Genomic DNA, 23,152 nt, shown 5'->3' with positions numbered 1-23,152 from the left:
CTTGTAGCTCGCCCGTGAGCAGAGGGCCACGGGCGCCGAAGCAGAATCCGACCAATGCCGAGCGCGACGCCCGGCGCCGCGAGCCAGTAGGGTGGTAGCCCAGCACTTCTGTGCGGCGTGTTCGGCTGCGCGAGCCCCCCAGTTCCCGGCTATCAACTCTGCTCGACGCGCGCGGGGTTGGATTGATGGAATTGAGAGGGGTCGTCGCCCTACATGGGATGAACAGCCTGTTTGGCGTGCGGGTTCTACCCAATCCGCTCAGTGTCGGGGAGCGATGGCCGCTGTTCTTGATGGACGCATGCAAGGCAGAATGCGGCCAGAAGCGGAAACCTGTTCCAACGGCCGAGAAGAATTCTTGATTCGTCATGATACGTAGCTACATCACGTCCGATGCTGGTCGCGACGCATCGGGCCTGGACGAACAATTGGATTGCGCGGTTCGGGCCCTGGCATTGAGCACCGGCATGTCCTACCTGCAGGCACACAAAATCTGTGCCGACGCTGGCCGGCGCCCGCGCAGAATAATGCGGCCCAGCGCAGTGCGTGCGGCGTATGCAAACCACGAAGGAGCCACGTGGGTGTCCTTCCTTAGTCGGCGACCAGCAATGCGGCCCGCGGTTGCCCAACTTGTTCGCGATTTGTCCGTTGGTCGCTACATCTTCAAAGTGAAGGGCCACGTATTCGCTGTCGTCAATGGCGTGTGCCTTGATGTCTTTCCCAAGCCAGCTCCTCGCCGGCGAGTTGAAGGCTACTGGACCATGAATGCTGTTGCTGTGCCGCGGGCGCTGTTCACTGCTCCGGCCTCGAGTTCCGAACAATTAGAGCTGGCATGGTAAGCATCGGCAGTGTTCGCGCGGATGCTTTCATCGGCGCGAGCGTCATTCGCGAACGTCTGCAATTCACATGTACGCCCTTATGGGTCCGAAGCTCCGGTGACTGCCACAGGCTACAGTCCGCCAGGACAGGTCAGTCGCGTATCCGCCCCCTATGGCCGGTCTAGGGTTGCAAGCCGACATTGACGCGCCAGTTCGTCAAGCTTCCGCGTAGCAAGCCGTGCGATGGCAAGCGCTAAGGCGCAAATGTTCCGCGGAGCTTGTTCACCAAATCCCGGTATGTGGCTGCCTCGAGTTTTCGCATCACATTGGCGCGATGCACGTCAACGGTTTTTGGGCTGATGCCGAGCGTTCGTGCGATTTCCTTGCTGGTCTGCCCAAGCAAAAGAGTCCGAAGAATATCCTTCTCGCGATCCGACAGCCGCGCCAGCAACGATTCGACGTTGATCTCACGGGTGCGCTGCTCCCAGACTTCACGCGCAAGCTTGATAGCGCGGTTCACGCTGTTGAGGAATGCCTGGGAATTGAACGGCTTCTGCAGAAAATCGATGGCGCCAAGTTGCATCGCGTTGACCGCCGCCGGCACATCGCCATGCGCGCTCAGGAAGAGGACCGGAATTCGATGGCCCAGCTCATTCATGCGTTGAAGCAGTTCCAGTCCGCTCATCTCGGGCATGCGCAGATCAAGGACCGCGCAGGCGGGGCCGTTGAGCGTGCTCAACGCTTCCAGCATGGCGGCCCCAGAGGGCAAAGCGCAAGTGCTGATCTTCACGGAGTCGAGCAGCCAGACCAGCGCGGTTGCGACGTCCGGCTCGTCGTCGACGAGAAATACGGTGACGGCGGCGGGCTGGCTCATGGAACCGCTCCCGCGTTCTCGATGTTGCCGCCCTTGGTTTTCGCGGGCCTCTGCGGGACGATCGGTAGCGTGAAGCGAAAGGTGGCGCCACAGCCGGGCGGACTGATACAGCGAATCGTGCCTTGATGTGATTCGACGATCGTGCGGCACATCATCAGACCCATGCCAAGACCGTCCTTGCGCGTCGTGAAGTACGGCGTAAAGATGCGCTCCATCAACTCCGGAGCGACCCCGAGCCCGTTGTCTGTCACCTGGATGCCCAGCATCGCCTTGCCTTCGCGTTGCACGCGCAAGGTGATATGGCGTTGTGCGGGCGCGTTGGTCTCCATGGCATCGATAGCATTGACCACGAGATTGACCAGGACCTGCTGGATCTCCACCCGGTTCGCCTGCACCATCGGCAAGTCGTCCGGCGCGTCCACCTCGACAATGCATCCCGAGGCGTCGAGTTGCACCCGCAACAGATTCAGCGTCTGCATGACCAGTTCGCGCGCATCCAGCGGTTCGAACTCGGGTTCGTGCCGCCCGACGAAGCGGCGAACGTTGCGGACGATCTGACCCGCCTGCTCGAGATGGAGCGAAACCTGCGCCAGTGCGCCTTGCACGTCCGGCCGGTCCGCCAGTTCCTCGCTCAGCCGAAGACGGATTCCGGCCACGTAGCTCTCGCATGCGTTCAAAGGCTGGCCCAGCTCGTGCGCCAGCGCGGAAGCGAACTGCCCCATCAATGAAAGTCGCATCGCGTGAGCCAGCGCGAGCTGCTGTTCATGCTCGCGTTCGCGTGCGCGGTGCTGCTCGGTCACGTCTTCGAATGTGAACACCGCACCAAGGCCGTGGCTCGTCAAGCGCGAGGCGACCATCTGGAACTCGCTCACCTTGCCGCTTCGACCACGCCAGCTCATGTGGCTGCGCTCCACGCGCCGCCCGTCAGCGGGCGTCCTGTCGTGGATGAACGACCGCAACGAGCACGAATTCTCGGGCCCAAGAACCACGCGCTCCTCATCGTCCAGGGTTGGCGCCAACACCGCGTAGGCGGTGGCGCCGACGAGGCGCTGCATTGCACGATTGATCTCGACGATTTCGCCGTTGGCGCTGGTCACGAGAATTCCGAGCGGCAGATGTCGAAAAAGCGCGCGGTACTTCTCGCGGCTCTCGACCGAAGCCGCTTGCATGCTGCGCCGCCGCTCCATCTCCACGCGAAGCGCGTCGTTGCTGCGACGCAGATTCTGGGTGCGCGATTCGACGGCCTGTTCGAGCCGTTGGTTTGCCCGCTTGAGCTGGTTCTCCACTTGCTTGCGCGCGCTGATGTCCTGCACGACCCACACCGACGGAGAGTGCGGATCGCCAGGATCGATCATGCGTCCGGAAATAAGGCACCACAGCGTGTCGCCATTCTTCTTCACCATCGCGCGTTCGTGCGTGTAGCTGTTGTTGTCGCGCGCGAATCGAGCGTAGTGGCGACCCACGTCCGCGTAGTCCTCCTCCGTGCTGTAGAGGATACGTACCGGGCAGCCGGTGAGCTCCCCGTCTGCGTACCCGAAGATCTCGTTCATCCGCGCGTTGGCCCAGATGAAGCGTCGCTCGCGCATGTAGCTCACGCCAACGATGGTGTTGTTGAGCACCAGTTCGTAGGGAAAGTCGTGGCCACGCAGGCTGGCGACGTCGGACGGTATGGGCAGATCGATGGACACGCGTGTTCGGGTTGTTGATCGGGGAACGTCCCGCGGCTGGCGATGCTGAATTCTGAACCTCCAAGTTGGGTAGGGACTTTCCCTAGGTGTCGTCCGGGGGCGAATCGGCGGCTGTCCCGTGGCGCCATTCGCAGCGACGGTCTCGAGCACAGTTTTGATGCTGCACTGCACTACGTGTTTTGCTTAGTTCGTAGGGATTCGTTGCCGATGGCACAGGATCGTTCGGCTCCTAGCATCCACCCCACTCGATCCCATTGAATCGGGCGAATGCTGCAACGAACAGAACTGGAGACTCCGATGCTCACCATCGACATCGATACTGGTGGAACCATGACTGACGCGCTTGTTTCCGATGGGGAATCGCGCCACTCATTCAAGGTGGACACTACCCCTCACGACTACACCGTCTCGTTTCTCGCTTGCCTGACCGAGGCGGCCGAGACACTGCGGTACCCCGACGTCGCCGCCTTGCTTGCCAAGGTCGGCCTGATCCGCTGGTCGTCCACCATCACGACCAATGTCCTGGGCGAACGCCGCGGCTCCAAGGTGGGCCTGTTGGTGAGCGCGGGCCGCGAAAAGACGCTCTACGGCAACGCGCGGTCGCCGGTGGTCGACGAGCTGATCGGCGCCGGCAGCGTGATCGGCCTCTCCGAGAATCCCAGCTCAGGAGAGATCCTTGCTGGCGTGAAGGAGTTGCTCGAAGCAGGCGTGCGCCGCATCTGCGTTTGCCTGAAGGACAGCTTCCCGGACAACAACGCCGAACGACACATCAAGGAGGTGATCGAGGATCAATATCCGGATCACATCATTGGCGCAGTGCCCGTGCTGCTGGGTAGCGAGATGGCGCCGCTGCGCCACGATCAGACGCGAGTGCACTACTCGCTGATGAACGCCTACACCCACACCCAATTGGCCAACTCACTCTTCAAGGCTGAGGATCTGCTGCGCGATGAGCACCGTTGGAACGGGCCTCTGCTGATCGGACACACCAGCGGCGGGGTCGCGCGCATCGGCAAGACAAAGGCCGTCGACACCATCGAATCGGGCCCTGTCTTCGGCACATTCGGCGGCGCATACATGGCACGCGCCTACGGCCTGAAGAACGTCGTCTGCTTCGACGTTGGCGGCACCACCACGAAGGCATCCATCATCCGAGATGGCACGCCGGTGTTCCAGCGCGGCGGAGAGCTGATGGAGGTGCCGGTGCAGTCGTCGTTTGCGATGCTGCGCTCTGCAGTGGTGGGTGGTGGCTCCATCGCGCGCGCCAAGAATGGCCTCATCACCCTTGGACCGGACAGCATGGGGGCGGCTCCCGGTCCGGCCTGCTATGGCCTGGGCGGTAGCCGGGCCACGCTGACGGACGCGCTTCTGGTGCTCGGCTACCTTGACGCGAGCAACTTCCTCGGCGGCAGGCGCCAGCTGCAGGTGGACAAGGCACGTGCCGCGATCGAAAAGAACGTCGCGCAGCCCTTGAAGATGTCGGTCGAGCTTGCGGCATTGTCGATTCGCGACGAAGCGGTCGCGATGATGGCGGAGCTGCTGCGCGCGACGCTCGACGAGGCCAAGCTCGACGCCAAGGACACCACGTTGTTCAGCTTCGGCGGCAACGGCCCGATGTTTGCGGCGTTCGTTGCCAGGAAGCTCGACATTCCGGTTGCATACGCCTTCAACCTGGGGCCTGTGTTCAGCGCCTTCGGCTCCGCCATTTCCGACGTGGTGCATGTGTACGAGCGCGGCGCCTCGGGCAGATGGGACGATGCATCGCACGGTCAATTGGCGGCCTCGATCCAGACGCAAGCCGTGCGGGACCTAGCCGGCGAGGGTTTCGAGGCGTCCAAGGCGAGCTTCACCTGGGAATTGGAGCTGGGTGAGAGCGAGGACGACGTCTCCAGCGTTCGTGCCGAAATTGCACTCGGCACCGGCGAAGCGCTGACAAGAGCTCTGTGCGACGGGTTGAAGGCAGCCGGTGCCACGGCCAAGAAGCCGCTGCTGCTGCTTCGCCTCACGACCAGGATGTCCGTGGGTTCGCACGGCCTTTCCAGGCGACAAGACAAGTCTGTCAGCCAAGCTGCCGGATCCCGCTCCATGCGCTTCGATGGTTCCAGCGAGAAGGCGACACCTGTGCTGCGGTGGGAATCCATGAATGTCGGCGACGTGGTCGCCGGACCGGCTGTCATCAACGGCGCGACGCTGACGTGTCCCATACCGGCTGGCTGGACACTGAAAGTGGATGACTACGGAAACGCCGAGATGCGGCACGCCAAATAAGCAAGGAGACGAACATGATTGAGCGAATCAGATTCACTGAGTATCTCGACCTCGACCTGAACGACGAGCACTGGTATTGCCACGACTGCGGAACCAGGCTGATCTCGGCGCGCGAAAGCTACAAGAAGGGCTGCCTGGTCGCCGAACGTGACCCACGCGAGATTCACAACCCGGTGATCGACGGCGACTACACCTTCGCGCCCGACCCCGAATGGGTGCGCATCGTGGAGTTTTACTGCCCGGGGTGCGCGCGCCAGATCGAAACCGAATACCTGCCGCCCGGCCACCCGATCACAGTGGACATCGAGGTGGACATCGACAGCCTGAAGGCACGCCTGGCCAACGGCAGCGTCGTCATCAAGGCCGGGAAGCTGGCCAAGCCCGAGGGAGTCGCAGCATGAGCACCGTCCAGAAGCAATCCAATGCGCAAATCTCCGCCGGCACGGCGATGAACTCCATCGACATCGACGTCGGCGGCACATTCACCGACATGGTGATCACGATCGACGGTGAGCGCATCATCGCGAAGTGCCCGACGACACCGCACGATCTGTCGATCGGCTTCCTCAACACGGTGGAGGCCGGCAGCGACAAGCTCGGACTGACGGTCGAGGAACTGCTGCCACGCATCGACATCATCCGCTACTCCACAACCGTGGCGCTGAACCGCCTGCTGCAGCGCCAGGGGCCGCGCATCGGCCTGATCACGACCGAAGGCCACGAAGACGCGATCCTCATCGGCAAGGGCGCGCAATGGACAGACGGCCAACGCGTGTCCGAACGCCGCAACATCGCAGTGCAGAACAAGCCACTGCCCCTGCTCGAGCGCGGCTTGATCGTCGGTGTGCGCGAGCGCGTCGATTCGAAAGGGGACATCGTTCGTCCGCTCGACGAAGAGGACGTTCGTCGCAAGCTGCGGCTGCTGATGGACCGCGGCGCGCGCGCCATTGTGGTGTCGCTGTTGTGGAGCTTTATGAACCCGTCGCACGAGAGACGAGTGCGCGAAATCATTCGTGAAGAGTACAAGGAATTCCACATCGGCTTCGTGCCGGTCGTGATGTCCCATTCCGTGGTCTCCAAGATCGGTGAATACGAGCGCACGATGACCGCGGTGCTGGACGCCTACCTGCAGCGCTCCATGCAGAACGACATTGGCGCGACCTGGGACAAGCTGCGCGAGAAGGGCTACCGCGGTGCGTTCCTGATGATCCACAACTCGGGTGGCAGCGCCGACATCTTCAAGACCCCCGCTTCGCGCACCTTCAACGGCGGACCTGTCGCCGGCCTGATGGGTTCGGCCTACTTCGCCAAGAAGCTCGGCTTCAAGAACGTGATCGCCGGCGACGTCGGCGGCACCAGCTTCGACGTCGCCCTGGTGGTGGAAAGCAGCGTGCGCAACTACACCTTCCGGCCGGTCATCGACAAGTGGATGGTCAATGTCACGATGATGCAGACCCTGTCGGTCGGTGCGGGCGGTGGCTCGATTGCCTCGGTCGACAAGGCGGGGCAGCGTCTCGAGGTCGGCCCGCGCAGCGCGGGATCGATGCCCGGGCCGGCTTGCTACGACCTGGGTGGCACGGAGCCGACGGTGACCGATGCTGACGTCGTGCTGGGATACATCAATCCCGACACCTACTTTGGCGGCCGCATGCCGCTGTCGAAGGCCAAGGCTGAACGTGCGATCCGCGAAAAGATAGCCCAACCAATGCGCATCGAAGTGGTGGAAGCCGCGGCGCTGGTGCGCCGCGTGGTCGACGAGAACATGGCCGGCGCGATCAAGCGCGAGGTGCACATGCGTGGCTACCATCCCGAAGATTTCGTGCTGTTTGCCTTTGGCGGCGCCGGTCCGACGCACATGGCAGGGTTCAAGGCCGACGTGCCCAAGGCCGTTGTCTTTCCGGCAGCGCCGGTGTTCTGCGCGATGGGCTCGTCGATCATGGACATCGTGCACATGTACGAGCAGTCGCGGCGAATGGTGTACATGCAGCCATTGACCGAGCAAATCGTGATCGACCGCGAGGCCTTCAACAGCACGGTCGCAGCGCTCATCGACAAGGCACGCCAGGAGATCGCGTCGGAGGGTTTGAACGTTGACGAGGCGGTCTATTCACTCGAGCTCGACATGCTCTATGGCGGGCAGGTCAACGTCAAGCGCGCCAGTTCGCCACTGCTGCGGCTCGAATCGGATACAGATGCACTGGCCGTCTACAACGAGTTCGAAAAGGAGTTCTCCGAGGCCTTCAGTCCGCTGGTAGTCAACAAGCCCGGTGGCGTGTTCCTGGACAACTTCGTGCTGCGCGTGACGGTGCCCACATGGAAACCCGAGGTTCCCGAGTATGCGATGCAGGGATCGGACCCTTCGGCGGCGCTGTCGGGCCATCGCAAGGCCTACTGGCCCGAGACCAAGGCCTGGGCGGATACGCCGATCTACGTGTTCGAGCAAATGCAAGCTGGAAACGTCGTCGATGGGCCAGCCATTGCCGAGGCCGAGTTCACCACCATCGTGATTCCGCCCGGCCAACGGTTCTCCATCGACAAGCACGGCCTGGGCATCCTGGAACCCATCATGGCCGCCGCGGCGCGACGCAAGGTCGGTGCCGCCGCTGTGACCGTCAGCGTTTGAACGAACGCTCTCAAGACTTCAAACACATCACGGAGACGAAAATGGCGATTCCCACCCTTGAGCAGAAACTCACCTGGCTGAAGCCGGCGCCCGCCAGCGCGCGGGAGCTCGAACTGGCTGCGCAGATCGACGCCGCTGAATTCGAGATCGGATTCCAGCGCACCAATGACATCCTGGACGAAGGCATGGACGTCTTCGTGCGTTCCTGCCGATGCGCCATGGGCGTCGCGGGCGACTCGCTCGTGGCAATCATGACGGCCGAAGGCGACATCGTGAACGGATCGTGCGGTACTTACCTTCATGCGGTCATTCCGCCGCTGATCATCAAGTACATCATGGCGACGTACGGCACCAAGCCCGGCATCAAGGATGGCGATCTCTGGTTCGCCAACGACGCCGTGTACGGCGGCGTGCACAACCCCGATCAGATGGTCTGCATGCCGGTTTTCTACGAGGGGAAATTGGTGGCGTGGACGGCAGCGCTGGTGCACACGACGGAGACCGGTGCGATCGAGCCGGGCGGCATGCCGGTTTCGGCGACGACACGATTCGAAGAGGGCATGAACCTGCCGCCGATGAAGATCGGGGAAAATTTCGAACTGCGCGAGGACATCGTTTCGATGTTCGTGGCATTCGGCATTCGCGCGCCCTCGATGATCGCCGTCGACTTGAAGGCTCGCTGCACCACCGCCGACCGTGTGCGCACTCGCCTGGTCGAGCTGTGCGATCGCGAAGGACCCGACTATCTGATGGGCCTGTTCCGCAAGATGTTGCAGGTGGCCGAGGCCGGCGCCCGCGACATCATCGAGCTGTGGCCTGACGGCAAGTACCGCTGCGTGACTTTCCAGGACGCCGTCGGCCTGAAACAGGGCCTGGTGCGCTCCTGCTTCATGACGATGGAGAAGAAGGGTGACCGTATCTTGGTCGACTTTTCGGAGACCGGGCCCGAGACACCATCGCCGTACAACGCACACCCGCAAGCGGCGATCGCGCACTTCTCGAACTACATCTACGAGTATCTGTTCCACGCCCTGCCGATCTCCAATGGCACCTTCGCTAACATCGACTTCAAGTTCGGCCACAACACCTGCCTGTCTCCGGACGCGCGGGCGGCCACCTCGTGCTCGGTGATGATCTCGACCGGCGTGATGAGCGCGGTGCACAACTGCGCGGCCAAGGCGATGTTCTCCACCTCTCTCTGGAAGCAGTCCGGAGCCTCGATGGGCAACGGGGGCAACGCGCTCGTGCTGGCCGGCCAGAATCAGTGGGGCTCATTCTTCGCCGACATGCTGGCCTACTCGATCAACACGGAGGGCCAGGGCGCGCGCCCGACCGAGGACGGCATGGATGCCTTCGGCTTCCCGTGGTGCGTGTTCGGACGGGCGCCCAACACCGAGACCGTGGAGAACGAGTTCCCGTTGCTCGTGCCACTGTCCAATCACTGGAAGGACTCCTGCGGTCACGGCAAGTACCGCGGCGGCGTCGGTACCGCGCAGATGTGGGTCACGCACCATGTTCCGGCGGTGTACATGATGGCGATCGCAGACAATTCGAAGCTGCAGACGCCGCAGCCGCTGTTCGGCGGCTACTCGCCCTGCACCGTGCCCGGCATCGGCATCCGCAGTGCCAACGTCAAGCAACTCATGATGGAAGGCGACGAAGGCCTGAAGATGGATGTGCAGGACCTGTTGGTCAACCGCAGCGTGGGCGGCAGCTACGAGACCGAGTTCCAGGGCCGTTCAGTTCGGCCGTACAACGACGGCGACGTGATCACTTTCGCCTTCTCGACCGGCGGTACGGGCTATGGCGACTCGCTGGAACGTGATCCGGCTTCCGTGGGAGTCGACATCGAGAAGAGCCTGATCACGCCCGGCACGGCGAAGCAGGTCTACAAGGTGATCTGGAACGAAGACGGCCGTCGCGTCGATCTCGCGGCCACCGAAGAGCTGCGCACCGGAGAGATAGCGGCGCGCAAGAAGCGTGGCGTGCCCTATGCCGAGTTCGAGAAGCATTGGAACACGCTGAAGCCGGCGGACGAGATCTTGCTGTACTACGGCTCGTGGCCTGACGCCCGGATCGTGACGCCGCTGCTGCGTGCCTGAGCGGAAGACGCCATGGAACCAGTCACTGGAGCAGTGTGGCGCCGCCGCCTGCAGGAGTTGGCACGCGGTGTGGGCAAGGCGCATGATCCGATGTTCGCGCCGCTGCTGTACGGCGTTGCCGCTCAAATAGACGCAATAGGGGTTCGGGACATGGTGGTTGATGCCACCAAGCTCCGGAAGAACCTCTCCGAACTACGCCGAATGCTCGCCCTGCCAGCGGTCACTTGCGCAGTACCTTCCCTGATGGAGCTCGAGGCACTCGGCGGCGGCGTGGACGGCGGAGCTTGGCCACCTCGCCAGGTGGCTGGCACCTCTCTCGACCTTGCCGCGCTGGATACTGAACCCGGCGCGCTGTTGCGCTCGTCCCGTTTGGCTGCGTCGGTGGATGCAGTTCGGCAGTTCGCCGGTGCCGACGCGAGCGAGCCGGTGATCGCGGTGGCATTGACGGGGCCCGCCACCCTGGTCTCGCAAATGCGAGCCGCGGGATGCGACGGACAGAGTTCCGCGGCGCTGTACGACTTTGTCGGCCACCTGCTGGCCGGCCTGATTCGCATGTATTGCGAGGCCGGAGTCCACTTGCTCCAATTGCACGAGACCTTGCGACCGGGTGCGGACGAGGACTGTTGGAAGGATGCCTTGGGTACGGCGGGCAACATGGCCCGATTTCACCGCGTCCCGCCGCTGCTGGTGTTCTCGGGCGACCAGGCCGGGATGGCCTGGCCGGCGCAGGCCGTTCCCTGTGTCGCCCCGGGCGCAGTGCTGCAGCCCGCCACCAGGCCGCATGCCCAGCTCTGGCCGGACGATCCCTCAAGTTGGCCGACCCTTCCCACGCAAGCGGGCCATGCGCGCCTGATCACGACTGCGGGCGAGGTACCGGCGGCCTTCGGGCTGGCCGAGCTGGTGGGGCAAATGGAACGGGTGCGCGAAGCGGCCTGAAGGGCTGTCGACGACGTCCATGAACGACACCACCACGGGAGCCTGACTTGTCATCAACTTACCACCCGACCGCCACAAGGTACTGGAACGAGGCGCTGGAAACCAGGCCCTGGGCCGAGGTCGAGCGCTGGCAGGTGCCGCAGATAGAAGCCATGCTCGGTCCGCTGCGCGAGCGATCGGCCCTTTACGCGCGGCTGTATGCGGATGTGCCCAAGTCCGTCAGGCTGGGCCGCTTCGGTGACCTGGCCTCTCTGCCTTTCACGATGAAGGAACACGTCCGAGGCGCCCAGGCAGACGCCACCGACCTGCAGCCTCTGGGCGGAAATCAGGGCGCTCCGACGCCGGAGATCGTTCAGGTCATCGCTTCGTCCGGCACGACGGGCGCGCCGCTGTACTACGGCTTGACCGCCGTAGATGTCGAGACATTCGCGGATGCGATCGCCAATACCTGGTTCACTGCGGGCCTTCGCCGCGATGACGTCGTGGCTCACTTGGTCGGTCTGCCTATGGTGGCTGGCGGCCTCCCGTATGCAGACGGATTTCGGCGCATCGGCGCGACCCTTTGCTGGCTCGGCGGGTTTCCCACCGACCGGGTACTGCGCGAGATGCGTCGGCTGCGCGTTACTGCGTTGCTGGCCACGACCTCCTTCGGACTGTACCTGAGCGAGCAGTGGGATGAGGTCGGACGTGAGACCGGTATCCCGTCAAGGCTCAGCAAAGTGTTGTGCGGCGGTGAGCCCGGGCTCAATCAGCCCGAGATCCGCGAGCGCATCACGAACGGACTGCAGATCAGCCACCTGCGCGAGGTGATGGGCCTCGGCGATGTGATTTCCGCTATGTGGGGTGAATGCCAGGCGCACGACGGAATGCACTTCAATGCACAGAAGTACGTGGCCATCGAGCTGATCGATCCTGCTACCGGCGACCGGCTGCCATGGGAGCGGGGCGCGAAAGGTGAGATCGTCTACACGGCCTTCACGCGCGACGCAACACCCCTGGTGCGATACCGCTCTCGCGACCACGCGCTGGTCTGCGGGGTTGATCGATGCGCATGCGGCCGCACCAGCCCGCGCATTCGCTGCATCGGCCGTACCGATGACATGCTGATCTACAAGGGCATGAACGTGTTCCCGACCTCCATACGGGACCTGATCTCGAAGCGTTTTGCCGGAACGGTGGAGCCGATGCTGCGAATCTGGAAGGACGACAAGGATCAGGTGCGCTTCGACGATGCCATTCCGGTTGACATCGAGGTGGTACCAGGATTCGACTTTGCACAGGCGACCGGCCTCGTGCAGGCCATTGAGAACGAGGTGCGCGCTCAGCTACAGGTGCGCGTCGCCATCACGGTACTCGAGTCGGGCAGTTTGCCCAGAAGTGTCTACAAGAACTCCCTGCTGGCCGTGCGCGCTGGCGGTTGAGAAACCAAAAAGGATGCACGTAATGAAGATGTTCGACCTGACAGGCAAGGTCGCAGTGATTACCGGCGCCGGCAACGGACTGGGATACGAGTTCGCCGAGACGATGGCGGAGGCTGGTGCAGACGTTGTCTGTGGCGACATAGACGAAAAAGGTAATGAACGCACTGCCAAGCGTGTGCGTCAGCTTGGGCGCAAGGCACTGGCCGTCAAATGCGACGTCACACGCGAGGCGCGACGTTACCGCGCTCTTCAATGCAGCAGACAAGGAGGTTGGCCAGGTGGGCATCGCCTTCGCGAACGCCGGGATTGCCGATCCTGCGCCGCAACCTCTCCACGACTATCCGACGGAGAACTGGAACACGGTTGTCTCCATCAATCTGACGGGCGTGTTCTACACGAATCGCGCCGCACTGAAGATCATGGCGCACCAGAATCGCGGCAAGCTCATCAACGTCGCTTCGATGTGGGGCCTTGCCGCCGCGTCAAGTGTCTTCCCGATCCCCGCGTACAACGCGAGCAAAGGTGCGGTGGTCAATCTGACACGCGAGCTTGCACTCGAGTACGTGCCGACGAACATTCAGGGGAACGCCATCTGCCCCGGATTCTTCCGCCCTCGATTGGCGGGCGGCGCGTACGACGACCCCGAGTTCGTGCAGGCGATCGCGGGCTTCAGCCCGATGGGCCGCGTCGCCGAAGCCAGCGAAATGAAGGGCACTGCGCTCTACCTGGCCTCTGACGCGTCGAGCTACACCCCGGCCTCATGCTGGTGGCGGACGGCGGCTGCATGGCCAAGCGAGCTTCATTCACGAACAAAGGAGACAGATATGAGCGAACGATTCAAGTCCAAAGTCGCCGTCGTCACCGGCGGCGCCGCAGGCATCGGGCAGGCGATTGCGACGCGCTTCGCCCAGGAGGGCGCCGACATAGCGGTGGCCGACATTGGCTCCGCCAGCGACACGGAGGGCGCAGTGAAGGCAGCAGGCCGGAAGTTTCTCTCGATAAAGTGCGACACGTCCAGGCCGGCCGAAGTCCAGGCTTTTGCTGACCAAGTGCATTCGTCGTTGTGGCGCTGCGACATCCTGGTCAACAACGTCGGGATCTACCCACTGACGCCGTTCGAGGACCTCAGCTTCGAACAATGGAAGCGCACTTTCGAGATCAACGTCGATTCGCAGCTCCTGATGAGCAAGGCGTCCGTGCCCGGCATGAAGAAGAAGGGATGGGGTCGCATCATCAGCATGAGCTCGACGGTGTTCTGGCTCAAGATCGATGCCTACACGCACTACATCAGCACCAAGGCCGCGAACATCGGATTCACCAGAGCGCTCGCCTCGGAACTCGGGCCGCACGGGATCACGGTCAATGCGATTGCGCCAAGCCTCGTGAGAACAGCAACCACCGAGGCCTCCCCGCTCGCGGGGATGTTCGAGGTGCTTCCGCAGATGCTGCAGTCGATCCCGCGCTTACAGGTGCCCTCGGATCTGACCGGGGCGGCGGCCTTCCTTGCGTCCGACGACGCCGCGTTCATTACCGGCCAGACTCTCGCCGTGGATGGCGGGATGGTGCGACATTGAGCCGATCATGAAATTCGAGAACGCATTTCTCAGCGCCCGGCACCTCTGGTCTTCGCCGTTCGTGCGGTGGCAGGGCAGTCTTGCCGACGTGTCAAGCCTGGACCTGGCGGTCGCGGTCACCCGTGACGCCCTGTTGAAGGTTCAGTTCGATACGGGCGCCGTGACCCAAATCGTGCTCGGCGCGACGATTCCGCAGGCGCAGAGTTTCTATGGTGCGCCTTGGGTCGCAGCACGTCTGGGCATGACCGGCGTCAGCGGGCCGCACATTGCGCAGGCCTGCGCGACGTCGGTGGCGTGCCTCGTCGCGGCTGCGCAGGCGGTGGAGGTCGATCGCGAGACGACTTCCCTGGTGGTGACGTCGGACCGCACGAGCAACGGGCCTTTGCTCGTCTATCCGCGCTCGCAGGCGGCGGGCGGGGCGCCTGCAACGGAGCATTGGGTGCTGGACAGCTTCGCCGCCGATCCGTGGACCGGCGAGGCCATGGTCCAGACAGCAGAGGCCGTGGCGCGCGACGGCGCGATGACGCGCAGCGCGTTGGACGACCTCACGCTGCTGCGCTACACGCAATACCAGCGCTCGTTGGCGGACAACCGCGCGTTTCAGCGTCATTGGATGCAGCCGGTGGTCATCGCAAAGGGCAAGACGAAGTTGGTGGTCGAGGCCGACGAAGGCGTGCACCCCTACAGCGCCGAAGGCCTTGCCGCGTTGAAGCCAGTGACTTCGGATGGACTAACGACTTTCGGCTCGCAGACCCACCCGGCCGATGGCACCGCTGGGACCGTAGTGTGCAGCCAGGCGAGGGCCAGCGATCTAGCCCAAGGCGAAGGGATCGTCCGATTGCTGGCTGCCGGCTTCGCGCGCGCCGAGAAGGGCCGCATGCCGAAGGCGGCGACCCTGGCCGCGCAACGTGCACTGGCGAGTGCCGGCGTGGGCTTCGACCAGCTCAAGTTCGTGACGACACACAATCCTTTCGCGGTCAACGACCTCTGGTTCGCGCAGCAGACAGGCTACGCGCTTGACCGGATGAATCCTTATGGATGCAGCCTGATCTTCGGCCACCCGCAGGGACCGACCGGGCTGCGCTCGATCATCGAGTTGGTGCACGCTCTCCGCGAAGCCGGTGGCGGAATCGGACTCTTCACTGGCTGCGCCGCGGGTGACACGGGCGCTGCGCTGGTGCTGAGCGCGGAGTGAAGTATGGCCGCGCGCATCACTACGCCCGTTACAGTCATCACCGGATTCCTCGGCAGCGGCAAGACGACCCTGGTCAATCGCATCCTCCAGGAGTCGCATGGCCAGCGGCTGGCCGTGATTGAGAACGAGTTCGGTGCCGTCGGCGTAGACGCCGAGTTTCTGGTCACCGAGAACAACGAAGCCGTGATCCAGTTGGCCAACGGATGCCTTTGCTGCAGCGTCCGCGGCGACCTGGCGCGTGCGCTGCACGAACTGGCACAGCGCAGCGACCAAGGCGAGTTCGTATTCGACCGCGTACTGATCGAAACGACCGGCATCGCCGATCCAGGCCCCATCATCCAGACGTTTCTCGCCGAGACGGCGATCCTCACGCGCTACCATCTGGACGGCGTCGTGGCCCTTGTGGATGCTGTCCACGGCGCAGGCCAATTGCATCAGGTCGAGAACCGCGCGCAGGTGGCCTACGCCGATCGGATCTTGCTCACCAAATGCGATCTGGCTGCGCCAGGGGAGCAAGGTGCCCTCGGCGAGAACCTGGCCCATATGAATCCGCGCGCCCAGATGCTGCCGATCGACCTGCATCACGCTTCAATGCCCGCGCTGTTAGGCCTGTTGTTCGACGCCAGCGGCTACAGCTTGGACTATGTCGCGCCCGATGAGTTGAAACGCCTAACGGCCCGGATGCTACCGCTGACGGGCGCTGCGTCGCCTCGCCTGCGGAACGTCGCATCGCCTGTTCACACGGAAGACATTGTTTCCTGTGTGTTCGAGTCGGCGACCGCACTCAATCTGGACCGCTTGAACGCCTTTTTCGATGCAGCTCAGGAGCGGTATGGCGCGAGGCTGTGGCGCTACAAGGGCGTTGTTTACGCAGAGAATCAACGACCGCGCCTGGTGGTTCAAGGCGTGCAAAGCCTTATTCAGATCGCCGGTGGCACGATGTGGCGCGCCTTTGAGCCGAAGCGAACGGTGCTGGTCTTCATTGGCCAGGCGTTGGAACCGATTTGGATCCAGCATGAACTGGAGGCCTGTGAGAGTGCGTCCAACGCGCCGAACTCAGCCATGCACTGATTCGCGCCCAAGTTGATGACGGTGCAGATTGAGGCGTCCGCCTTATCTGAGTAGGTTTAGGCGGATCGCCGGTTGGCCGTACTGCCGGTGTCAACGACCGCTTCGAAGCATTGCAGGTTCAGTTAGACCGTGGTCGGCGAAGCCTACAAGGTCCGCAGCACCTCGAGTGCGAAATTGCGATTGAGGAGCCGACCAGCAGACCCCATCAGGGACAGCGGCGAAAGCCGCAGCGAAAGTCCGAATGTACGGGTGCAATCGAACCTCATCATCAACTGAATGCCTGGCATATTCGGGGGCATCCATGTACGGACCTTCGTTAGGCCGATGCAGTTCGCGGAGAGTACGCCTCACCGCGGCCGCAATGCATTACAATTTAGCTCTAGGTAAGGAGTAGCTATGGCAGAGTCCACCATCACCGCCAAGGGGCAAACCACGGTTCCCGCCGACGTGAGGGCGCTCGTGCATGCCAAGCCCGGAACCCGGTTGGTCTGGTCCGTGATGCCAGACGGCACCATCATCGTTCGAGCTAAGACCAAGTCCATCCTCGATATGGCCGGCATGCTGAAGGCCCCGAAGGGCAGGCGCGTTGGCGTCGAAGAGATGAACGCCTGGCGCTGATGCCGGCGCTCGACACCAATGTCCTGGTCCGCTACGTCGTGCAGGATGACGAAGTACAGCTGGCCGCTGCGCGGCGACTCATCCGCAAGTGCGTAGCCGAGGGACAGACGCTCTTCGTGCCGGCGACGGTCACGCTCGAGTTCGAGTGGGTTCTGCGCGCCAGTTTCGAATACGCCAAGGACGAAGTAATGGAGGCGCTGTCGAGCCTGTTTTCGGCGGCCGAACTGACCTTCGAGTCGGAGCGTGCGCTTGAAGTCGCGTTGCAGTTGTACCGCAACGGTACGGCCGACTTTGCCGACTGCGTGCACATCGCCCTGGCGGCACAGGCGGGCGAATCACCGTTGTGGACCTTCGACAAGCGCGCAGCCAAGGTCAGCGGCGCGCGGTTGATGGGTCGGTGACCAAGCAATAGGCGGCATCCGGCCAGTTGCAGTCGTTGGATCCTTGCCGACCAATGGCCGCTCTGGCCCAACCAAGACGCTGGCTACGCTTGCTAAGAACAACCTCAACGAGGCGTTGATCTAAGCTTCTCGCGCCTCGGTCCGATTCGCCCGCCGGATCACCTGCGGCGGCTGTCCGTACGCGCGTAGAAACGCCCGGCGCATGCGGTCGGGGTCACCGAAGCCCGTGTCCCTTGCGACGGTCTCGATGGGCAGATGCTGGGACTCGATCATGAGCCGCGCTGCCTCGGTTCGCAGACGTTCGATGGCCTTGGCCGGGGTCTGCCCGGTCTCCTCCCTGAACACCCGGCCGAATTGGCGCGGGCTGAGATGCGCCGCCTTCGCCAGTTCTTCCACCGAGAGTTCGTTCACCAGATGGCTCTTCGCGTACTCGAGCGCTTTTTGGATGCGGTCGGTTCGGGGCGTCAGTTCGAGCATGGCGGAATGCTGCGACTGGCCGCCCATGCGCCGGTGGTACACCACCATCCGCTTGGCGACGAACTTGGCAACGTCGGCGCCGCAGTCCTCCTCGACGAGCGCCAGGCCCAGATCGATGCATGCCGTCGCGCCAGCCGATGTCCAGACGCTGCCGTCCTGCACGAAGATGCTGTCCTCCTCCAGCCTCACCTCCGGGTGATTGCGTTTCATCTTGCCGACGTGAGCCCAATGTGTGGTCGCGCGTTTGCCGTCGAGCAACCCGGCTTGGGCCAGATTGAAAGCACCGGTGCAGGCTGCACCAATCCGACGCGACCGCCGCGCTGATTTGCGCAGGAAGGCCAGCAACGCAGGCGAACCCTCCGTCACCACGGTATCGCCCACCACCAGCACGGTGTCGTAGTGCGCACCGTCAAAAGGCTTCGTGCCGATTTCCACCCCACAGGAAGACGCGACCGGCCCGCCCTGCTCTGACAGCACGTCATGCGTGTAAAGCGGCTGGTCGAGCGACATGTTGGCGTACTCGAACACAGAGACGACGGCCAGCGTGAGTAGCTGGAACCCCGGATAGACCACCACACCCACGCGAATCATTGGATTGCCTCTATGGCTTGAATTGAAGGAAATACGACGTTTACGCCATAGCAGTCTATCGCCATGATTAGGTCCTGTCGATACCGATGACGCACATCCTCATCGACCTCGGCGCCTCTTCATCGAAAGCAAACCATGCAAAAGACAATTCTTATCACCGGTGTCTCCAACGGCTTCGGCAAGGACACCGCTCTCACGATGGCGGCCGCCGGCCATCGCGTGTTCGGAACTTTGCGCGATCCGGCCGGGCGCAACCGTGACGCGGCGGCGGAACTCGGGGCCAAGGGGATCGACCTCGTCGAGATGGATGTCACGCGGGACGCCAGTGTCGACGCGGCCTTCAGCTCCGTGCTAGAAAAAGCCGGTGGCACGCTCGACGTGCTCGTCAACAACGCAGGCTCGATGGTCCAGGGCATCTCGGAGACGATCACGACAGAGCAGACGCGCGACATGTTCGACGTGAACGTCCTCGGCATCCAGCGCACGACACGTGCCGTGCTCCCTGCTATGCGCCGGGCCAGGGCCGGGCTGATTGTCAACATCGGCTCGATCCTGGGACGCGTCACGATCCCCTTCGTGGGCCTCTACGGCGCCTCGAAGCACGCCGTCGAAGCGATGACGGAGTCGTACCGCTACGAGCTGTCGCAACTCGGCGTGGATGTCGTCCTGATCCAGCCGAGCGCCTATCCCACCGGCCTCTACGCGCATCCGAGCCCTGCGGACGGGACACGGGCGAACGAGTACGGCGAGGTGGCCGCTTTTCCGAAGGCGTTCGTTGCATTCCTGCAGGGCATCTTCACCAGCGCCGAAGCTCCCGATCCGCATGACGTGGCGACCGCGCTGGTCCGGCTGGTCGACACGCCGCCAGGGCAGCGCCCTGCCCGGGTGGTGGTCGGCAATCCTTTCGGGGCCGCCGACGTGAACGTCGCCTTGACGCCGATCCAGCAGCAGCTCATCGACGGCATTGGTATGGGCGGGCTGAGCAGGCTGAAGGTCTGACCATGGACAAGCGACTCCTGGTATTGGCGCTCGGAATGTTTGCGCTCGGGACCGACACCTTCGTCGTCGCCGGCGTGCTCCCGCAGATCGCGCACACCTTCAACGTCGACATCGCGATGGCGGGTCAGTTGACGACTGTGTACGCGATTGCCTATGCGCTGCTGGCGCCGACAATCGCTGCCATCGCGGGGAACGTCCCCAGAAAGCAGTTGATGCTTGCGGCGTTGAGCGTGTTCGTGCTGTCGAACCTCGCCACCGCGCTCGCGCCCACGTTCACGATCGCGTTGATCTCTCGCGTCTTCGCTGGACTGGGCGCCGCGATGTACGCACCGACCGCGACCGGAACCGGCGCAACGATCGTGGCTCCCGAGCGGCGCGGCCAGGCGATCGCCATCATCGTCGCCGGTCTCACCGCGGCGACGGCGCTCGGATCGCCGATCGGAACGGTCCTCGGCGGCCTCAGCGACTGGCGCTGGACGATGTACTTCGTCTCGGCCGTCGGTCTTGCCGCGGGCTTCGGCATCATGGCGCTGCTCCACCACGTGCCCCTGCCGCCGAAGATCGGGCTGAAGGCCCGGCTGGCTCCCTTGCAGGACTCGCGCATCGGATGGACCCTGATCACCACTTACCTGGGCATGGCGGGCAACTTCCTGGTCTACGTCTACTTCTCGGTGGTCTTCGACCGCGTCCTGGCCAACGCCGTCGTGTTCGGCGCGCTGTTGGTGGTCTGGGGCGTGAGCGGTACCGCGACGAACATCGCCCTTTCACGCGTCCTGGACAAGACCAGCCCGACAAAAGTGATGCTGCTGGTGCTGGTCGTCCAGGCGGGCGACATGGCGTTCCTGCCCTGGACGAGCGCATCGCTGTGGTCGGCGGTGCTGGCCATCGCGGTATGGGGCGCGACGGGCTGGGGGATTCAAGGCCCGCAGCAGTACCGGCTCGTCACCGTGGCGCCCGCCATCGCGCCCGTCCTCCTCGGCCTGAACACCGCCGCAACGTACCTGGGTGTCACGACCGCGGGCATCCTCGGCGCGGTCGGCATTCATCTGCTTGGCGCCCACTACTTGAGTTTCTTGAGCGTCGGCGTGTTCGTGCTGGCCATCTTCACATCGCACATGGCGGGCCGGCGAATCGAGGAGCAACGCACTGCGGCCTCGCTGGTGGCCATGCAACCGGTTCGTTCCTAATCACACGACCCACAAGGATCTTCTCGTGTCCATCACCGCACACCCGTCGAGCTTCGAAACCTTTCGCGCGTCGCATGAGCACGGCTTGCTGCGCCTCCCCAACGCATGGGACGCGGGCAGCGCCCGCGTGATCGAGCGCCTGGGTGCCAAGGCCATTGCCACGACCAGCGCAGGTGTCGCGTGGGCCGCGGGCTACCCCGACGGCAACCAGATGCCGCCAAGCCTGGTGCTCTCGGTCAGCAAGAGCATCGCGAGAGTGATCAAAGTGCCCTTGAGCGTCGACATCGAAGGCGGCTACTCTTCCGATCCCGCGAAGGTCGCCGAGCTGATTGTCCGGTTGGCCGAGAGCGGGGTCGTGGGCGTCAACCTCGAAGACGGGGCCGAGGCTGCTGACCTGCTGGCCCGCAAGATCGGCGCCGCGAAGGATGCCTTGACAAAGGGGGGAATGAAACTCTTCGTCAACGCCCGCACCGATGTCTACCTTGCCGGCTTGGCCGAGCGTTCCAGGCGTGTGGAGGAGGTCTTGCGTCGATCAAAACTCTATGCGTCTGCGGGCGCCGACGGGCTGTTTGTCCCGGCGATCACGGCGTTGCCCGAGATCGGCGACATCGCCGGACGCGCCAAGCTCCCACTGAATGTCTTGGCCTGGGAGGGTCTGCCGGAGCCGGACCGGCTCGAGGCGGCGGGTGTGCGACGGCTCAGCGCCGGGTCTGGCATCTCTGCGCGCGTCTGGGCGCAGGCGGCGCTGAAGACCCGACACTTCCTGGACAGCGGCGAGCTGGTCGGGGACGCGACGGCGTACTTCGATCTCCAGAGTCTGTTCGGCGGATCGCCAGTGTTTCTGCGGGCCACGAAGTGTTCCCGTGCCGTAATGGCGGAGGTCGCGATGTCGATAGACGTTGTTCGGGTCGAGCCACTCTCCACCTATCTCGAGCGGTGGAAAGCACCGACATCGGTGGTCACGCGAAGTCGCGACACGATCTATGTTTCCGGGCTGCCGCCGTTCGATCCGGAAACCGGCGAAGTGGTGGATGCACCGATCGAACGGCAAACGGAGCTGGTGATGGAGCAGCTCTAGCTCTGCCTGGAGACCGCAGGCAGCTCGCTCGACAACGAACTCAAGTGCAACGTCTACTGCACGTCAGTGGACAAGTTCGCGGCCGTCAATGCGATCTATGCAAGGTACTTTCCTCGCCATCCGCCGGCGCGCATATTCGTCTGCGTGCCGGCGTGGCCAGGACGCTTCGACAACGAAGTGGACTGTGTCGCCGCTCGCTCCGGGATGCCGACCTAGAACGCGCCTCGTTGCTTTTGTCGTTGCTCGAGTGGGAGGCGGCACACCGTCTCCGGATCGGGCTGCTCTCGCTGGAACTGCTGTCGTTCAAGGAGCGATGATGGCCTTCCGCTAAGGGCCCGAACCGGGTCTACAGCGGACGGCAACGGGGCCTGGAAAAGCGGCCGTTGGATGCTCGCTGCACCTGTCCGCCCGCGGAACTTTGAAAAACCGAGCGGTGCAGATTTGAAAACGACCCTCGCAAGCTGTTGATTTTCCCGCGTTAGCAAGTGCGACAACTGTGGAGGAACTCAGAAGGGCAAATCCGGCCAGGATCATCCCTCTAGGAGTGGACGGCCCTGGCGGGCGACGGCGGAGCGCATCGGTGGCGTGTCAGCAGCATGCAACAGTCGATTGTTTCGATCATTGTTTCGCGGCGAAGCAATAACCGCAACAATGTGCCGAGGCGAGGTGAGGCGCGGGGGAGGCCTCAGCCGCGGATTCGCTGGCTGGCATTCACCGGGCTGGCGGATTCTCATGTTGGTCGTCAACGCTCAGGGTCAGAAGCTGCTCGAGCAGCGCCTCCGCGGCGAGGACTTCGGCCTGGCGCTTCGTCGAAGCTCCAGGAGAGCGCGCGTTCAGGGCGCGATCGCGGGTCTTGAGCTCGGCAATGCACACGAAGGCCGGTGCGTTCGAGGGCCTGTTAGAGGTGCTCGTGAATGCCGGCGTCCCAAGCTTCTTCTTCTGGCAGTACTCAAGCAGTGCACCCTTGGCGTTCGGGAGAAGCGGCTTGGCGGCGGCCGCCGACGAATCAGTCGGACCTTCGCGCTCCGCAGACACTCCGTCCTCGCCGCCGGACAACGGGCGCGTGACGTTCATGAAGTCACACAGCGCCAGGAGGGCGGCCGCCTGCTCCGCTCCCTTTCTTTCGAGTGGCGCCGGGCGGCGGCCTGAAGAACGTCTCCATGTTCGGTGTCGCGCATGGTTGCTGTCGCTCGGAACGACGGGCTCGTGGCACCTTGCCTGGGAGCGATCTCCT

19 protein-coding genes and 1 pseudogene are annotated in these 23,152 nt (G+C 63.5%); 16 read left to right on the top strand and 4 right to left on the bottom strand.

Annotated features, from left to right (window positions below; genetic code table 11):
* Positions 1 to 1,068 precede the first annotated feature (1,068 nt).
* Both AC1DNF_RS10880 and AC1DNF_RS10875 read right to left on the bottom strand, forming a co-directional pair.
* Complete coding sequence (locus AC1DNF_RS10880; protein ID WP_478148593.1) at positions 1,069 to 1,689, bottom strand: response regulator transcription factor; 621 nt, start codon at positions 1,687 to 1,689, stop codon at positions 1,069 to 1,071.
* Positions 1,686 to 3,548: a PAS domain-containing sensor histidine kinase gene (locus AC1DNF_RS10875; protein WP_478148592.1), complete on the bottom strand. Its 1,863-nt coding sequence runs from the start codon at positions 3,546 to 3,548 to the stop codon at positions 1,686 to 1,688. The genes AC1DNF_RS10880 and AC1DNF_RS10875 overlap by 4 nt, the downstream gene beginning before the upstream one ends.
* A 126-nt stretch (positions 3,549 to 3,674) precedes the next feature.
* Between AC1DNF_RS10875 and AC1DNF_RS10870 the strand changes: the two genes are divergently transcribed.
* The 12 genes and pseudogenes from AC1DNF_RS10870 to AC1DNF_RS10815 all read left to right on the top strand — a co-directional run bounded on the left by AC1DNF_RS10870 (position 3,675) and on the right by AC1DNF_RS10815 (position 17,586).
* Positions 3,675 to 5,645, top strand: coding sequence for a hydantoinase/oxoprolinase family protein (locus AC1DNF_RS10870; protein WP_478148591.1), 1,971 nt, complete (start codon positions 3,675 to 3,677; stop codon positions 5,643 to 5,645).
* 14 nt (positions 5,646 to 5,659) lie between these two features.
* A complete protein-coding gene (gene apcB / locus AC1DNF_RS10865; protein WP_478148590.1) occupies positions 5,660 to 6,046 on the top strand; it encodes an acetophenone carboxylase subunit beta in 387 nt (128 codons plus the stop codon).
* Positions 6,043 to 8,268 carry a hydantoinase/oxoprolinase family protein gene (locus AC1DNF_RS10860; RefSeq protein WP_478148589.1) on the top strand — a complete coding sequence of 742 codons (2,226 nt, stop codon included), beginning with the start codon at positions 6,043 to 6,045 and terminating at the stop codon, positions 8,266 to 8,268. The genes apcB and AC1DNF_RS10860 overlap by 4 nt, the downstream gene beginning before the upstream one ends.
* 41 nt (positions 8,269 to 8,309) lie before the next feature.
* The gene (locus AC1DNF_RS10855) at positions 8,310 to 10,370 is read left to right on the top strand and encodes a hydantoinase B/oxoprolinase family protein (protein WP_478148588.1); all 2,061 of its coding nucleotides are present in this window, start codon (positions 8,310 to 8,312) and stop codon (positions 10,368 to 10,370) included.
* A 90-nt stretch (positions 10,371 to 10,460) separates the two neighbouring features.
* Positions 10,461 to 11,306 carry a hypothetical protein gene (locus tag AC1DNF_RS10850; RefSeq protein WP_478148587.1) on the top strand — a complete coding sequence of 282 codons (846 nt, stop codon included), beginning with the start codon at positions 10,461 to 10,463 and terminating at the stop codon, positions 11,304 to 11,306.
* A 47-nt stretch (positions 11,307 to 11,353) separates the two neighbouring features.
* Positions 11,354 to 12,727, top strand: coding sequence for a phenylacetate--CoA ligase family protein (locus AC1DNF_RS10845; protein ID WP_478148586.1), 1,374 nt, complete (start codon positions 11,354 to 11,356; stop codon positions 12,725 to 12,727).
* Between the two features lie 13 nt (positions 12,728 to 12,740).
* Positions 12,741 to 12,914, top strand: a pseudogene (locus AC1DNF_RS10840) (SDR family NAD(P)-dependent oxidoreductase); the annotation flags it as partial.
* Entirely contained in the window at positions 12,883 to 14,301 is a 1,419-nt protein-coding gene (locus AC1DNF_RS10835; RefSeq protein ID WP_478148585.1) for an SDR family NAD(P)-dependent oxidoreductase, read from the top strand. The pseudogene AC1DNF_RS10840 and the gene AC1DNF_RS10835, both read left to right, overlap by 32 nt.
* Before the next feature lie 7 nt (positions 14,302 to 14,308).
* Positions 14,309 to 15,496 carry a thiolase family protein gene (locus tag AC1DNF_RS10830; protein ID WP_478148584.1) on the top strand — a complete coding sequence of 396 codons (1,188 nt, stop codon included), beginning with the start codon at positions 14,309 to 14,311 and terminating at the stop codon, positions 15,494 to 15,496.
* Positions 15,497 to 15,499: 3 nt separating this feature from the next.
* The gene (locus AC1DNF_RS10825) at positions 15,500 to 16,567 is read left to right on the top strand and encodes a CobW family GTP-binding protein (RefSeq protein ID WP_478148583.1); all 1,068 of its coding nucleotides are present in this window, start codon (positions 15,500 to 15,502) and stop codon (positions 16,565 to 16,567) included.
* Positions 16,568 to 16,963: 396 nt separating this feature from the next.
* Complete coding sequence (locus AC1DNF_RS10820) at positions 16,964 to 17,185, top strand: AbrB/MazE/SpoVT family DNA-binding domain-containing protein (RefSeq protein WP_478148582.1); 222 nt, start codon at positions 16,964 to 16,966, stop codon at positions 17,183 to 17,185.
* Positions 17,185 to 17,586, top strand: a complete 402-nt coding sequence (locus AC1DNF_RS10815) for a PIN domain-containing protein (RefSeq protein ID WP_478148581.1) — start codon at positions 17,185 to 17,187, stop codon at positions 17,584 to 17,586. Before AC1DNF_RS10820 ends, AC1DNF_RS10815 begins: the two co-directional genes overlap by 1 nt.
* A gap of 120 nt (positions 17,587 to 17,706) precedes the next feature.
* On the opposite strand, the gene AC1DNF_RS10810 is transcribed toward AC1DNF_RS10815, so the two are convergent.
* On the bottom strand, positions 17,707 to 18,654 hold the full coding sequence (locus tag AC1DNF_RS10810) for a GlxA family transcriptional regulator (RefSeq protein ID WP_478148580.1): 948 nt from the start codon (positions 18,652 to 18,654) through the stop codon (positions 17,707 to 17,709).
* Positions 18,655 to 18,789: 135 nt separating this feature from the next.
* Here AC1DNF_RS10810 and AC1DNF_RS10805 point away from each other — a divergent pair, with 135 nt between their 5' ends.
* From AC1DNF_RS10805 to AC1DNF_RS10790, 4 genes are read left to right on the top strand one after another with little or no spacing between them, the layout of a single operon-like run.
* The gene (locus AC1DNF_RS10805) at positions 18,790 to 19,653 is read left to right on the top strand and encodes an SDR family oxidoreductase (protein WP_478148579.1); all 864 of its coding nucleotides are present in this window, start codon (positions 18,790 to 18,792) and stop codon (positions 19,651 to 19,653) included.
* Between the two features lie 2 nt (positions 19,654 to 19,655).
* Positions 19,656 to 20,840: an MFS transporter gene (locus AC1DNF_RS10800; RefSeq protein ID WP_478148578.1), complete on the top strand. Its 1,185-nt coding sequence runs from the start codon at positions 19,656 to 19,658 to the stop codon at positions 20,838 to 20,840.
* 25 nt (positions 20,841 to 20,865) lie between these two features.
* Entirely contained in the window at positions 20,866 to 21,918 is a 1,053-nt protein-coding gene (locus AC1DNF_RS10795; RefSeq protein WP_478148577.1) for an isocitrate lyase/phosphoenolpyruvate mutase family protein, read from the top strand.
* A gap of 6 nt (positions 21,919 to 21,924) precedes the next feature.
* Positions 21,925 to 22,134: a Rid family hydrolase gene (locus AC1DNF_RS10790; protein WP_478148623.1), complete on the top strand. Its 210-nt coding sequence runs from the start codon at positions 21,925 to 21,927 to the stop codon at positions 22,132 to 22,134.
* A 495-nt stretch (positions 22,135 to 22,629) separates the two neighbouring features.
* Here the strand turns inward: AC1DNF_RS10790 and AC1DNF_RS10785 are convergent, their stop codons facing one another.
* Positions 22,630 to 22,992: a double-stranded RNA binding motif domain-containing protein gene (locus tag AC1DNF_RS10785; protein WP_478148576.1), complete on the bottom strand. Its 363-nt coding sequence runs from the start codon at positions 22,990 to 22,992 to the stop codon at positions 22,630 to 22,632.
* Positions 22,993 to 23,152 lie beyond the last annotated feature (160 nt).

The organism is Variovorax sp. 01T432, from assembly GCF_056398605.1.
Note: the sequence above shows the minus strand (reverse complement) of the source record. Positions and strands in the feature narration are given on the sequence as shown.